This window comes from Pigmentiphaga daeguensis (assembly GCF_039523035.1).
In the GTDB taxonomy this organism is placed as follows: Bacteria; Pseudomonadota; Gammaproteobacteria; order Burkholderiales; family Burkholderiaceae_B; genus Pigmentiphaga; species Pigmentiphaga daeguensis.
Genome location: NZ_BAAAEN010000030.1, coordinates 33,202 through 46,980, shown reverse-complemented (window position 1 = coordinate 46,980; position 13,779 = coordinate 33,202). Strand labels below are relative to the sequence as shown.

Sequence of the window (13,779 nt, the reverse complement as noted above, 5' to 3'; positions counted from 1 at the left end):
TCGGGATCGCCATATATATCGTACCACGACATATATTAGAATGCCCCGGGTGAAGAAGATCGCTTCCTCGTCGCGCGCCGCGCGGCCCAGCCTGTCGACGGCCGACTATGCGCTGCTGGCCGAGTTCCGCTATGCCTTGCGCCGGTTCATCGCATTCAGCGAGGACGCGGCGCATGCCATCGGCCTCGCGCCGCAGCAGCATCAGGCGCTGCTGGCGATAAAGGGCGCGCCGGGGCGCGACGGGCTGTACGTGGGGGAGATCGCCGAGCGCCTGCTGATCAAGCCGCATTCGGCCGCGGAGCTGGCCGGGCGGCTGGTGCGCATGGACCTGGTCGCGCGCATGGCGGACCCCGAGGACGGACGCAAGGTCCGGCTCGTGCTGACCGCGCATGCCGAGCAACTGCTGGAGGAACTGTCGGCGGCGCACCTGGAGGAATTGCGTGCGATCAAGCCCTTGCTGACCCGGCTGCTCGCACGCTTCGACGACGGCGAGACGGACTGAACGGCGTCCTTGTCAATCCCTGGCGGACGCGCGCCGCAGCCGCCGGATGCCGGCGTGTCCCAGGACGAACTCCATGAAGGCCTGCGCCGCGGGTGAGACCGCCACGGTGGCGCGGTGCACGATCGACACCTCGCGCCGCACGACCGGGTCCTGCAAGGGCTTCCAGGCGATGACCCGCCGGTCGGCCAGCGCGGTCGCGTAGCCGGGCACGATGCCCACCCCTTGTCCCGCGGAGACCAGTCCGATCAGCGTGCCGACGTAGGTCGCTTCCCCCGCCGGATCAAGCGCCATGCCCGCCGCATTGCAGCCCCGCTCGGCCAGCTCGCGGAATACGCTGCCGCGCGGCAGCGTCAGCAGGCGCTCCTGTTCCAGCCGGCGCCAGGGCAGGCGCCGTGCTCGGGCGAACGGATGGTCCACCGGAAATATCGCGACCAGTGATTCCTCGAATAATTGCGTGTGCCGCAACTCGGCCTCGGTGCGCCGGAACGTTCCTATGCCCAGGTCGGCCGCGCCGCTGCGGACCTGCGGCAGCACCTCGTCCGGCAGCGAGTCCTTCAGGACGAGCTCGATGCCGGGATGGGCCGCCCGGAAGTCCGCGACCAGCGGCGGCAGCAGCGTGCCGGACAGCACGAGCGGCGCAGCCACGACCACGCGCCCGCGCTGATGAGCCACCCACTGGTCGACGTTGGCGATGGCATGGCCGATGTCGTCCAGGATGCGCTCGGCGCTGGCCAGGAATTCGCGGCCCACGGCCGTGACGCTGACGCTGCGCGTGGTGCGGTCGACCAGCCGCGTCCCCAGTCCCGTTTCGAGTTCGCGTACCAGCAGGCTGAGTGCCGACTGCGTGACGTGCATGGCGTGGGCCGCCTTGGTGAAGCTGCCGAGACGCGAGACCAGCACGAAGGCCTGCAACTGCCGCACCGTCAAATTCATGAGATCAGCTCATTTCTGGATAAGAAATATTCGTTTGAATTATAAGTGAGCCGATCGTGTAATACGGCCATCCATCATGAGAGTGGCCGGGCGGACCGGCCCCGGTCCAGGGAGACACGATGAATCACCGCACATGGCTGGCCGCGTTCTGCGTGGCCGCATCCGCGTGCGTGCCGGCGGCGGCCGGCGCGCAGGACAAATACCCTTCCCAGCCCATCCGGATCCTGGTCGGCTTTCCGCCGGGCAGTTCCACCGACGTGGGTACGCGCCTGGTCGCCGGCAAGCTGGCCGCGGAGCTGGGCCAGAGCGTCGTGGTCGAGAACCGGCCAGGCGCGAGCAGCGACATCGCGGCGCGCGCCGCCGCCAATGCGCCCGCCGACGGCTATACGCTGTTCGTCGTGACCATCGCCAACGCCATCAACTCCAGTTCGCGCAACCCCGACCTGGTCGACGTGGTCAAGAGCTTCGCGCCGGTGGGGCTGGTGGGCAACGTGCCCAACGTGCTGGTCGCCCATCCGTCCCGCGGCCTGAAGTCGGTGGACGACCTGATCCGCGCCGCCAAGGCCCGGCCCGGCGGCATCACCTTCGCCTCGTCGGGCAACGGCACCTCGCCGCACCTGGCGGGAGAACTGTTCGCCAGCAAGGCGGGCGTGCAGTTGCTGCACGTGCCCTATCGGGGCAGTTCGCCGGCCATGGCCGATCTCCTGGGCGGGCAGGTCGCCATCATGTTCGCGCCCGCGTCCACCGCGCTGCCGCACATCCAGTCCGGCAAGCTGGTGGCGCTGGCGGCGGCCAGCAAGGACCGCATCGCCGCGCTGCCCGACCTGAAGACCTTGTCGGAGCTGGGGTTGAAAGACTTCGACACCTCGGTCTGGTTCGGCCTGGCGGCACCGGCAGGCACTCCCGAGGTGGTCGGGCGGCGCTTGTCCGCGGCCATCCAGTCCGCGCTGGATACGCCGGACCTGCGGGCGCAGTTCCGCGCGCAAGGCATCGAACCGGTCAAGGCCGGTCCCGAGGAAACCGCCCGCTACATCCGGGCCGAGGTCGACAAGTGGGCCGAGGTCATGCAGGCGGCGGGCGTCAAGCTGGAATAGCCCCACGCGGGCCTCATCATCACCACAGGAGCAAGACAAGCATGGCAAGAATCCAACTGGCCGAATGCCGGGAGTTCATGCGCGCGGCGCAGGAAAAGGCGCTGGAGATGGGCGTGCCGGTGTCGATCGCGGTCGTCAGCGCCGAAGGGCACCTGATCGCGCTGGAGCGCATGGACGACGCGGGCTTCATCACCCCCGACACGGCGCGCGCCAAGGCCTATACCGTGGCGGCCTTCCGTTCCATGAGCCCGCGCTTCCAGGATGGACTGCTCATCCAGCAATGGTTCAAGGAACGCAATCCGCAGATGCTGATCAATGCCTCGGTATTCACCGGCGGCCAGATCGTCGTCTCCGGCGGCTGCGCGCCCGTGTTCAAGGGCGACGAGATGGTGGGCGCCTACGGCATCAGCGGCGCGACCTCCGACCAGGACGAAGTCATCGGCCGCTACGCGCGCGAGAAGGCCGGCTGGGCGCACAAGCCCGCCACCGACGACACGCCGGAGGACGTGAAGCGGCACATCAACGAAATCTACGCCAAGGTGGGACTGGGCGACCGCGCCCTGTAGACAGCCGCGGCCGCGCCCGCCTTCAGGTCCGGCGGGCGCGCAGCGCCGCTTCCAGCCCGCCGGGGAGCGTGCCCGGCTCCGGCAGGTGCAGCATCAGGTCGAGGTATTTCCACGTCGAGCGCGAATGCTCGATCATCAGCGCCTGTGCGCGCGTGCCTTCCCGATTCTCGATAGCGTCGACGATGTTGCGGTGCTGCTCCTGCGCGCCGCGCAGGATGTCCCGCACGCCGGCCTTCGCCGACGCGGGAACGTCGGTGAACGAGTTGTTGACCGAGAAGGGAATGGCCACCAGCCGCTCGAGCGCCCGGGCCACCATGGGGCTTTGCGCGGCGCCGCAGATCAGTTCATGCAGCCGGTCGTTCAGGACGACGTAGTCGTTCTGGCGCCCGGCGACATCGGACGATCCCACCACCGCATCCAGTTCTTCCAGGCATTCGTGCATGGCCTTGAGGACGCGCGCCGGCGCGCCTTTCTCGGCAGCCATGCGCGCCGCCATGCCCTCCAGCGTGCCGCGGATCGAGATGGCGTCGAACACATCGTCTTCCGTGAAGCTGGACACCACATAGCCGCCCGAGGGCTGGAGGGAGATCAGTCCTTCCTCGCTGATGCGCTGCATGGCGGCGCGGGCCGGCGTGCGCGACACGCCGAAGGCGTCGACCAGCGCCTGTTCCAGCACCCGGTCGCCGGGTTTGAGCTTGCCTTGAACGATCAGGCCGCGCAGTCCGTAGACGGCTCTTTCTGTTTGCGACAGGTTGGGATCGATGTCCATGTGAGAGCGGGAGGCAGGGAAGCGGCAATTATGGTCCAGAACCTTCGTTCCTCATTCTTCGGATACGTTACGTATACAAAAATAGGGGTTTATGCGTAATAAATAAGCAAAAAATTGTTTTATTCAAATTTTACGTATACGCTGATTGGAAAATAAAGAACATGATTCCGTAAAAAAGTTTCCTCATCGTCCGCCAAAGGAGGCGAAATGTTCGTCAAGAATGCCTGGTACGTTGCCGCCTGGGCGAGCGAGGTGGAGGCGGCGCCCTTCCCCCGCACCCTGTGCGGTGTTCCCGTCGTGCTGTTCCGGGATCCGGGCACGGGCAAGGTGGCTGCCTTGCTCGACCGGTGCTGCCACCGCGGCACGCCCCTGCGGTTCGGCCAGGTCGTGCCGGAGGGCCTGGAGTGCGGCTATCACGGCATGGTGTTCGACGCGGCGGGCGCCTGTGTCCGCATTCCCGGCCAGGCCTCGATCCCGCCCAAGGCCAGGGTGCAGTCGTTCCCGGTGGTCGAGCAGGACGAGCTCGTGTGGATATGGCTGGGCGAGCCGGAGCAGGCCGATCCCGCCCGCATCGTCTCCTACCCCTTCCACAACGATCACGCCGCCTGGCCGCACAAGTGCCAGGTCTATCACGTCAAGGCCAGCTCCATGCTGCTGGTGGACAACCTGATGGACCTGACCCACCTGGCCTTCGTCCACAAGAACACCATCGGCGGCAATCCGAAGGCGCACGTCGAGGCCAGGATGACCGTCACACCCACTGACGACGGCCTGCACTTCATCCGCTGGCTGATGGACTCCGCACCGCCTCCTACCTACACCAAGGCGGTGTCCCTGGCCGATCGCATCGATCGGTGGATGGAGTTCCAGTACATCGCCCCTGGCACGGTGCTGCAGTGGACCGGCGGCATAGACAGCGGCAAGGGCGCGGTGGAAAACCGCAACCAGCCGGGTTTTTCGCTGCGCATCTTCCACGGGCTGACGCCGGAAACCGAGACTACCTGCTTCTATTTCTGGTCGGCGGCCAACGGTTATCGCCAGGACGACCCCACCGCGACCAATGCGCTGTTCCACGAGATCGACACGGCGTTCCGCGAAGACAAGGCCATCGTCGAGGCCCAGCAGGCCATGTTGACCGACCGCGGCGAACAGGGCCTGATCGACATCGTCTCGGACGCGGCCCGTATCCACATGCGGCGCGCGGTCAAGCGGATGATCGCGGCGGAAACCCAGGCCGAAGCCGGCCACCCCCCAGGAGCAGGAGCATGACCATGCACGTATCGCGATCCCTCGTTCTGGCCGCGCTGTTCGCCTGCGGCGCAGCCGCCGCGGCGCCGGTGAAGATCGGTTTCCTGTCGACCTTCTCGGGCCCGGGCGCGGCGCTGGGCGCCGACCAGTACGACGGCTTCATGCTGGCCGTGGACCAGGAGAACGGCCGGCTGGGCGGCGTCGAGGTCAAGGTCCTGCGCGAGGACGACGAGATGAAGCCGGAGAAGGGCGTGCAGATCGCGCGCCAGCTGCTGGTGCGGGACCAGGTCCCCATCGTGACCGGCATCGTGTTCTCGAACGTCATGATGGCCGTGCATCGGCCCATCACGTCAGGGAAGGTCTTCCTGGTCGGCTCCAACGCCGGCCCGACGCCGATCACGGGGAAGGGCTGTTCGCCCTTTTTCTTCTCCACGTCGTGGAACAACGACCAGTTGCACGAAGCGGCCGGCGAACTGGTCAACCGCATGGGCTTCAAGCGGGTCTATCTGCTGGCGCCCAACTACCAGGCGGGCAAGGACGCCATGGAAGGGTTCAAGCGCACCTACAAGGGCGAGATCCTGGGCGAGGCCTTCAGCCGGGTGAACCAGCCGGACTATTCGGTGGAGATCTCCAACCTGGCCGCGGCCAAGCCGGATGCGATCTATACGTTCTACCCGGGCGGCATGGGAGTGAACTTCACCAAGCAGTACCAGCAGGCCGGCCTGATGACGAAGATCCCGATGATCTCGGTCTCGACCATCGATGGCTCCACGCTGCCGGCCCTGGGCGACCTGGCGCTGGGCGCGGTCACGAGTTCGCCCTACGCGCCGGATCTGGACAATGCCGCGAACCGCGAGTTCGCCGGCGCCTTCCGCAAGAAGTACGGCCGCGAGCCTTCTCTGTATGCGGCCCAGTCCTACGATGCCGCGCGCCTGATCGCCTCGGCGCTGCGCCGCACCGGCGGCAATGTCGAGGACAAGGCGGCGTTCCGCGCGGCGTTGAAGGCGGCGGACTTCCAGTCGGTGCGCGGGTACTTTGCGTTCAACACCAACCAGTTCCCGATCTCACCGTTCTACCGGGTGGACGTGGTCAAGGGGGCGGACGGGAAGGCGGCACTTTCCAGCAAGGGGGTCATCTTCGAACGCAGCCACGACTCCTTCGCGCAGGAGTGCCGGATGGATTGAGCGGCCCGGCCGTTCTGCACGCGTCGTCACGAAGGAGAACTGACGCGGGAAAGCGCTTCGCCGGTTCGTGCCGCCGCGCGTTCCCGCTCCGCCATGCGCGCCAGCACCTGGCGGGTCAGCAGCGAACCGGCATCGAAAGGAACGCTGACCACCCCATGGGCCACCGCGCCGTCGCGCAGGCGGTCGTGCAAGGCCTGCTGGGCTTCCAGCGCCACCACGTCCTGGTCCGCCACTTCCCGCGCGCCGCGGTCCATGCGTTCGAGCGTGGCCGGATCCACCCCTTCCCATTCCAGGGACACCCACGACCAGTAGTGCGTGGCGCCGCAGCCGTCGGGGGTCATGAAATGGGTAGTCGAAAAGGGGTAGCGTTGCTCCGGGGCCTGCGAAGCCCAGACGGCCTGGCGGATGCAGACGGCGGAAGGCGCGCGGAATTCGAAGCGCTGGTCATGGTCCATGGGCGCACCCAGGGGAAGCCCCATCACGTCCGACCACAGCGGTGGCGTGCTGGATTCGCGCATGATGCGCGTGCTGACCACCGTGTCGCCGTGCTCGCGCGCGCGGGGAATGACGCGGGCCAGTTCCGGGTGTCCCTGCTGGTCGTGATGGACGTAGGGCACGTGCGAGAAGTCCAGCAGGTTCTCGATCAGCAACTGATAGTGTGCGCGCAGGTGGGCGTAGTACGAGACCTTGGCCGAACCGTCCAGCCAAGGACAGGCGGGTACCAGCGCGGAATCGGCAAGCGCGGGATCGCCCGGCCATATCCACAGCATGTCGTGGCGTTCGATCAGCGGGAAGCGCTGGACGCGCGCATCGCGCGGAATGCGCGGGGACGAGGGGATGTGGACGCATGCGCCGCTGCTGTCGAACGTGAAGCCGTGATAGCCGCAGCGGATGTCGTTGCCCACCAGGGCGCTGCGCGACAGGGGAAATTGCCGGTGCGCGCAGGCATCGAGCAGGGCGACGGGCTCACCGGCCTCGGTCCGGTACAGCACGACGGGCGTTCCCAGCAGATGACGCCCCAGCAGCGTGCGGCCGACCTCGGCCGAGGTGGCGGCGGCATACCAGGCGTTGCGGATGAGGGGAGAGGTGGACGGCGCGGACATGGCGGTATTTCCGTGGACGTTGGAAAGCCATCACGCTACCGGCGCGCCGCCGCCGCGGCCAACGAATAGTGGAAATACCCCGGATTCCCGCCGCAAATGCCCGCGCTCACGCGGGCGCGGCGCCGCCGTCCTGGAACAGCTCGGCAATGGTCCGCCGCAGCCAGGCGTGGCCCAGGTCGCGGTGGAAGCGTTCGTGCCACTGCTGGGTGATGTCCACCAGCGGCGCATCGAACGGCAGCGGCAGGAAGCGCACGCCGGGACTGCCCGCGCAGGCCTGCGCCAGGCTGGCGGGAACGGCCACCAGCATGTCGGTGCCGGCGATGATTTCCGGCAGGCCCAGGCCATGAGTGACCTGCAGCACCACCTGGCGGCGCAGGTTGTGCTCGGAGAACAGCTTGTCGATGACGTCCTCGAAGAACGCGTGGCTGCCCACGGCGGGGCGGTACACCACGTGTGGCGCGTGCATGTACTGCGCCAGCGTCATCGGACCGCGTATGGCGGGATGGTCGGCTGCCGCCATGCAGACGTAGTGGTCGCTGAACAGTTTCTGGCGGTAGAAACCCGCCTGGAAATGCAGGAAGAAGCCCAGCGCGAGATCGATCTCGCCCGCGGCCATCAGCCGCGGCGCATCGCGGGGCGAGGCCTGCAAGGTGACCAGTTGTATGCCCGGGGCCTCGCGCCGCAGCCGACCCAGCAGCCGGGGCAGGAAGACGCGCTGGCCGGTGTCGCTGGCATACAGGACGTACTGGCGCTGCGACGCGGCCGGCACGAAATCCTCGCGGTCGTCGATGGCTTGCCGGATCCTGTCCAGGCCCTCGCGCAGGGACGGCGCCAGGCGTTCGGCCATCGGCGTCGGGCTCATGCCCTGCGCGGTCTTGATGAACAAGGGGTCGTCGAAGGCGGCGCGCAGCCGGCGCAGTCCGTTGCTGACCGCCGACTGCGTCAGGCCCAGCTCCTCGCCGGCCAGGGTGGTGCTGCCGGTGCGCAGCACCGCGTCGAAGACAAGCAGCAGGTTCAGGTCCAGGGTGTTCAGGTTCATGGCCCGGCAGCTGCCTTCAGGGCATGTCCGCCGTCAGCGCATGGTACATCCATCGTGGTAGGCGTCCTGGACTCCCTTCATCGGGGTTTCCACCGTCTTGAGGGCGACCTGGTGCTCGCTGTCGCGCACGACCTGGAACACGTGCAGGTCCTGGATGGGGAAATGGTTGTTGCCGAACTTGAAGTTGCCGCGCACCGAGTCGAAGCGGGCCGCCTTGAGCGCCGCCATGAAGGCGGGCTTGTCCGCGACGTTGCCCTTGACCGCGCCGATCGCCGCATCCAGCAGCCGGGCCGCATCGTAGCTGGTGGCGGCGTATTCCGATGGCGTGCGGCCATAGGCTGCCTCGAACGCGGACACGAAGCGGCGGTTTGCCTCGGCTGGCAGGTCGGGGCCCCAGGTGCTGCCCAGCAGCACGCCCAGCGCCGCTTCGCGCAGCGCGGGCAGCGATACGCCGTCGACCACCGCGACGGACATCAGCGGGATGCGGTCAGCCAGCCCTAGCTGGCGGTACTGGCGGAGGAAGTTCACGCCGGGGCTGCCGGGGTAGAACGCGAAGACCGCATCGGGCTTGTGGGCCGCGACGCGCGACAGTTCGGCCGAGAAATCGAACTGGTCGAGCGGCGTGTGGATCTCTTCCACGACCTCGTTCTTGAAGTAGCGGCGGAAGCCGGCCAGCACGTCCTTGCCCGCCTGGTAGTTGGGCGCCATCATGACCACGCGCTTGTAGCCGCGCTGCGTCGCGTACTTGCCCAGCACTTCGGCCTGCTGGTCGCCCTGGCGCGACACGATGAACTGGTAGGGCGAGCACTTGTCGCCGGCGATCGGCGAAGGTCCGGCATTGGTGCCGATGACGAAGACCTCCCGCCGCGTGGCCAGCGGCTGCACCGACATCATGATGTTCGAGAAGGTGATGCCGGCGATGATGGGCACCTTGTCCTTCTCGATCAGCTTGCGCGCCACCTGCACCGCCACGTCGGGCTTGAGTTGCGTGTCCTCCCGCAGCACCTCCACGGGGACGCCGCCCAGCTTGCCGCCGGCCTGCCGGATGCCCAGCATGAAGCCGTCGTACATGTCCTGGCCGAGGCCGGCCTGCGGGCCGGAGAACTCGCCCAGGAACCCGATCTTGACGGGGGCCTGGGCGAAGGCGGGCAGGGTACAGGCGGCGGCCAGCAGCGCGGCGGCCGGAAGGACTTTCAGGGGCATCATCGTCTCCATCGTTCTGGGCGGCTCGCGGCCGTTCTTCCAGGCCCGCGCGGGCGGGCACCGGCCAGGAGACGGTATTACCGGGGTCCGGGCGGAATCTAACGAATAGCGTAAATACCCGGCATTTACCGGCGAAATGCGCGAGATGGCGCCGGGCCTATCCGCGAGCCAGCAGCGCCGCCAATTGCTCGTGCAACTGCTGCAGCCTGGCTCGTTCGACCAGCAGGAGCCCGCGGGTCTCGATGCCGTCCCCGGCCTCCTGGCGCGGGGATGCCGGCTGCCCCGACGCGGCTTCTTCCCGTGCCAGCATGGCCTGGGAATGGGCAGTCAATTGCGCGACGCATTCGAGGAACACGCCACGCCGGGCGGCGGACAGCCCCTCCAGCCATTCGGCGTTGCGCTCGACCGCATCGGCATGGATGCGCGCGTGCATGTCCACGCCCTGCGGTGTCAGGAGGAGATAGAACGAACGCTTGTCGGCAGGGTCGTCGCAGCGTTCCAGCAGCCCGCGTTCTTCCAGCTTGGCGACCAGGCGGCTGCCATGGCTCTTGTCCAGTCCGAGTTCGGCGCACAGCCGGCGCAACGAGATGGGCGCCTGCGCGCCGACGATGCCCAGGACATGACACTCGACGCTGCGCAGCCCGAAGCGGCGCTGGTGCCGCAGTTCGTTGCGGCTGGCCACGAGCGCGGCCAGCATCTCGAGCTGGAAGGCCGGCAGGGTCTTGAAGGATGCGAGCTTCTTCTTTGCGGCGGGCATGGCTGGGGCGGGAAGGCGAAACGCCAATGATAGGGGCGGCCGCGCGCGGCGGGGCGACTTTGCATGTCGTTGACAATGCAATGATATGTCGTTAATTTTAATATCGTTGCGTTTGCATATAAAGGGCCGTGGCGGATCCATCGCGCTCCAGGCCCGGAGGAGACCACCATGTCCTGTATCCGCCGTGCGTGGCAAGCCCACGTCCGCATTGCCCTGCGAGCGCTTGCCGCCGCGTCGCTGGCCTGGCTCGCGGCCGGCGCCGCGCATGCCCAGCCGTCAGGCGCCGGCGGCTTTCCCTCGCGCCCGGTGCGCATCATTCCTTACGGTCCGGGCGGCAGCCCGATCGACCTGCTGGCCCGGGCCTATGCCGAACAACTCCGGTTGGCCTGGGGCCAGCCGGTGGTGGTGGACCCCAAGCCGGGGGCCAGCGGCATCCTGGCCGCGGACGCCGTCGCCAAGGCGCCGCCCGACGGCTATACGTTGCTCATCACCTTGCAGACGACGCACATCAACAATCCCATCCTTCACGACAAGCTGCCCTACGATGCGGCCAGGGATTTCCAGCCGCTGTCGCAGCTCGCCATCGGCTCCGGCCCGGTGCTGGTGGCCGCCGCCTCGGCGCCGTACTCGAACCTGGCCGAGCTGAAGGACTATGCCAGGAAGCACCCGAGCCTGACCTACGGCACCTGGGGCACCGGCACGATCGCCCATCTGTTCGGCGAGCTGCTCAGGCACGAAGCCATCCCGGGGCTGATACACGTGCCCTACAAGACCGAGTCCATCGCCCACCAGGACATGGAAGCGGGCCGGCTGGACCTGGCCTGGGCCAATCCGGGCACCGCCCGCAACATGTCGCAGGCGGGGAAGATGAAGGTCCTGGGCGTGCCGGGGCGGCAGCGCGCGCCCATACTCGCCGCCGTTCCCACGTTTCTGGAGCAAGGGCTCAAAGGCTTCGAGCTCGAAGGCTGGATAGGCGCCTACGCGCCCGCCGGTATTCCGCCCGCGGTGCGCGACAAGCTCGTGGCCAGCCTGCAGGCGGCCACCCGTACGGACGATGTGCGCGCCCGCATCGTCGATCTCGGATTCCGGCCGGTGGCCAACCGGCCAGATGAATTCATCGCCAATGCCCGCGCCGACTACGCCCGTTTCAAGCAACTGGTGGATGCCGCCGGGGTGACGCTGAAGAACTGAAACCAGGACACGAGGACGAGGGAACATGACGACCACGACATTGCCGGATGCCGGCACCGCCTACGAGCGCAAGCCCGCCACCTACAACGCCACGCTGACGCAGGTCGGCCGGGGCACGCCCATGGGCGAACTGCTGCGCCGCTACTGGCATCCCATCGGCGTGTCGGCCGACGCGAGCGAGGTGCCGCGCAAGGTGCGCGCGCTGGGCGAGGACCTGATCCTGTTCCGCGACCGCCAGGGGCGGCCCGGGCTGCTGTATCCGCACTGCGCCCATCGCGGCACCTCGCTGTACTACGGCCGCGTCGAGGACGGCGGCATACGCTGCTGCTATCACGGATGGCTGTTCGACGTGCAGGGCCATTGCACCGACCAGCCCTGCGAGCCGCAGGGCGGCCTGTCGCGCGACCGCATCCGCCAGCCCTGGTATCCCGTCGAAGAACGCTACGGCCTGATCTTCGCCTACATGGGGCCGCCTGCCAGGAAACCGGTCCTGCCGCGCTACGCCGCGCTGGAGAACCTGGCCCAGGGCGAGTTCATCGAGGCCAACGACCAGAGCATAGGCGGAGGCGGTCCGCAGATCATTCCCTGCAACTGGCTGCAGCACTTCGAGAACGTGGTCGATCCCTTCCACGTCGCGATCCTGCACTCGAGCTTCAGCGGCACGCAATTCGTGCCGCAGATGGGTGTGATGCCCGAGGTCACGTTCGACTACACGGACGCGGGCGTCAGCGCCACGGCGGTACGGCGGCTGGACGACGGCAAGACGCTGCGCCGCGTGGGCGAGGCCGCGCTGCCCACCTTGCGGGTGATCCCCAGCCCCCGGCTGGCGCACTACGGCACCGTGGAGTCGCTGGGTTGGGTCCTGCCCATCGACGACACCAGCTTCCGGATCTACACGGCGGGCCGGGTGCGCCGCGCGGGCGACATCGCGCGTTCGCGGTCGCGCATGAACGGCAAGCTGTGGGAGGAACTGACCGAAGAGGAACACCAGCGCATGCCGGGGGACTACGAGGCCCAGGTCAGCCAGGGGCCGATCGCCTGGCATTCGGAAGAGAACCTGGCGACCTCCGATCGCGGCCTGGTCCTGCTGCGGCGCATGTTCAAGCAGCAACTGGACATCGTGGCGGCCGGCGGCGACCCGATCGGCGTGAGCTTCGACCCGGACGCACCGCCTATCGTTTTCGCGGCGGGGAATTTCCTGGAATAGCGCGGCCCGTTCTTTCCTCCAGCACCCGCAGGATCTCGCCCCGCACCCAGGTGTGCAGGGGCGAGGTGTGCTGCCGCTTGGACCACACCATGAAGAACTCGATATCGCGCAGCGGCGCGGGCAGTTCGATCGAGGCCAGCGGGAAGTGCCGCTGGTGCACCTCGGCTACGCAGGCCGGCAGGGTGGTCGCGTAGTCGGTCTCTAGCAGCACGTAGGGCGTGATGCCGAAGCCCGACAGGTACGCCGAGAACGCCAGGTCGCGGTGGCGCGGCTTGAGCAGCCGGTCGAAGTTGGTGGGCCGGCCATACATCTGCGCGAAGGCGAACCACTGCAGCCGGTCCAGCTCGTCCAGCGACAGGCGCTTGCGCCGCGCCATGGGATGCGTGGCCGACAGCAGGCAGACTCGGCGGTCGGCGAACAAACGCATGGAATGGAAGCGCCGGGGAACCTCGCTGAAGAGGCCGATGGCGATGTCCATGCGTTCCGCGTCCAGGTCGTCGGGTATGAAGTCGCCGTGCACGGACTGGAAGCGGACGATCAGTCGGGGCGCCGCCGCGCGCAGGCGCTGCAGCAGCGGCGCGCCCAGCAGCAGTTCGATGTGCGCCCCCGTCCCGATGTTGACGGTACCGGTGGCCCCGGCGGGATCGAAGTCCTCGGGCGGGCTCAGCGCGTGCTCGATGCGGTCCAGCGCGTCGCGCACGACGGCATGCAGTTCCAGCGCGCGCTCGGTGGGCGTGAAGCGGCCTTTCGTCACCACCAGCAGCGGATCGTCCAGCGTGCGCCGCAGCCGCGCCAGCTCGCGGCTGATCGCCGGCTGGGTCTTGTGCAGCAGCGCGGCGGCCGCGGTGGCGCTGCGGGTCTTCATGAGCGCGTCGAAGGTCAAGAGCGCGTTCATGTCCATCCGGCGCAGGTTGGGCAGTTTCGCGCGGTCGGCAGGGGTATGTCTGGTGGGCATGATCGGGAAACACTATAGCAATTCTGGT

General features: G+C 67.7%; 14 protein-coding genes. 7 read left to right on the top strand and 7 right to left on the bottom strand.

Annotated elements, in window-relative coordinates; genetic code table 11:
- Positions 1 to 49 precede the first annotated feature (49 nt).
- Positions 50 to 502, top strand: coding sequence for a MarR family winged helix-turn-helix transcriptional regulator (locus ABD104_RS26280; protein ID WP_343928491.1), 453 nt, complete (start codon positions 50 to 52; stop codon positions 500 to 502).
- A 12-nt stretch (positions 503 to 514) separates the two neighbouring features.
- Here the strand turns inward: ABD104_RS26280 and ABD104_RS26275 are convergent, their stop codons facing one another.
- Entirely contained in the window at positions 515 to 1,435 is a 921-nt protein-coding gene (locus ABD104_RS26275) for a LysR family transcriptional regulator (RefSeq protein WP_343928490.1), read from the bottom strand.
- A gap of 119 nt (positions 1,436 to 1,554) precedes the next feature.
- On the opposite strand from ABD104_RS26275, the gene ABD104_RS26270 reads away from it, so the two are divergent.
- Entirely contained in the window at positions 1,555 to 2,529 is a 975-nt protein-coding gene (locus tag ABD104_RS26270) for a tripartite tricarboxylate transporter substrate binding protein (RefSeq protein ID WP_343928489.1), read from the top strand.
- A 41-nt stretch (positions 2,530 to 2,570) separates the two neighbouring features.
- Complete coding sequence (locus tag ABD104_RS26265; protein ID WP_279815402.1) at positions 2,571 to 3,095, top strand: GlcG/HbpS family heme-binding protein; 525 nt, start codon at positions 2,571 to 2,573, stop codon at positions 3,093 to 3,095.
- Between the two features lie 22 nt (positions 3,096 to 3,117).
- On the opposite strand, the gene ABD104_RS26260 is transcribed toward ABD104_RS26265, so the two are convergent.
- Positions 3,118 to 3,864 (bottom strand): GntR family transcriptional regulator, encoded by a 747-nt coding sequence (locus ABD104_RS26260; protein ID WP_087839792.1) that lies wholly within the window; start codon positions 3,862 to 3,864, stop codon positions 3,118 to 3,120.
- 207 nt (positions 3,865 to 4,071) lie between these two features.
- Here ABD104_RS26260 and ABD104_RS26255 point away from each other — a divergent pair, with 207 nt between their 5' ends.
- Positions 4,072 to 5,133, top strand: coding sequence for an aromatic ring-hydroxylating dioxygenase subunit alpha (locus tag ABD104_RS26255; RefSeq protein ID WP_087839791.1), 1,062 nt, complete (start codon positions 4,072 to 4,074; stop codon positions 5,131 to 5,133).
- A complete protein-coding gene (locus ABD104_RS26250; protein ID WP_343928488.1) occupies positions 5,130 to 6,296 on the top strand; it encodes an ABC transporter substrate-binding protein in 1,167 nt (388 codons plus the stop codon). The genes ABD104_RS26255 and ABD104_RS26250 overlap by 4 nt, the downstream gene beginning before the upstream one ends.
- Before the next feature lie 26 nt (positions 6,297 to 6,322).
- Here the strand turns inward: ABD104_RS26250 and ABD104_RS26245 are convergent, their stop codons facing one another.
- The 4 genes from ABD104_RS26245 to ABD104_RS26230 all read right to left on the bottom strand — a co-directional run bounded on the left by ABD104_RS26245 (position 6,323) and on the right by ABD104_RS26230 (position 10,398).
- On the bottom strand, positions 6,323 to 7,399 hold the full coding sequence (locus tag ABD104_RS26245; RefSeq protein ID WP_343928487.1) for a Rieske 2Fe-2S domain-containing protein: 1,077 nt from the start codon (positions 7,397 to 7,399) through the stop codon (positions 6,323 to 6,325).
- A gap of 106 nt (positions 7,400 to 7,505) precedes the next feature.
- A complete protein-coding gene (locus ABD104_RS26240) occupies positions 7,506 to 8,438 on the bottom strand; it encodes a LysR family transcriptional regulator (protein WP_087839784.1) in 933 nt (310 codons plus the stop codon).
- Between the two features lie 33 nt (positions 8,439 to 8,471).
- Complete coding sequence (locus ABD104_RS26235) at positions 8,472 to 9,641, bottom strand: ABC transporter substrate-binding protein (protein WP_087839783.1); 1,170 nt, start codon at positions 9,639 to 9,641, stop codon at positions 8,472 to 8,474.
- A 157-nt stretch (positions 9,642 to 9,798) separates the two neighbouring features.
- Positions 9,799 to 10,398, bottom strand: coding sequence for a MarR family winged helix-turn-helix transcriptional regulator (locus ABD104_RS26230; protein WP_165963354.1), 600 nt, complete (start codon positions 10,396 to 10,398; stop codon positions 9,799 to 9,801).
- 168 nt (positions 10,399 to 10,566) lie between these two features.
- Between ABD104_RS26230 and ABD104_RS26225 the strand changes: the two genes are divergently transcribed.
- Positions 10,567 to 11,589 (top strand): Bug family tripartite tricarboxylate transporter substrate binding protein, encoded by a 1,023-nt coding sequence (locus ABD104_RS26225; RefSeq protein ID WP_132980639.1) that lies wholly within the window; start codon positions 10,567 to 10,569, stop codon positions 11,587 to 11,589.
- 25 nt (positions 11,590 to 11,614) lie between these two features.
- Complete coding sequence (locus tag ABD104_RS26220; protein WP_343928486.1) at positions 11,615 to 12,796, top strand: Rieske 2Fe-2S domain-containing protein; 1,182 nt, start codon at positions 11,615 to 11,617, stop codon at positions 12,794 to 12,796.
- Here the strand turns inward: ABD104_RS26220 and ABD104_RS26215 are convergent.
- The gene (locus ABD104_RS26215; protein WP_087839780.1) at positions 12,762 to 13,751 is read right to left on the bottom strand and encodes a LysR family transcriptional regulator; all 990 of its coding nucleotides are present in this window, start codon (positions 13,749 to 13,751) and stop codon (positions 12,762 to 12,764) included. The two genes, ABD104_RS26220 and ABD104_RS26215, sit on opposite strands and share 35 nt — an antisense overlap.
- Between the last annotated feature and the right edge of the window lie 28 nt (positions 13,752 to 13,779).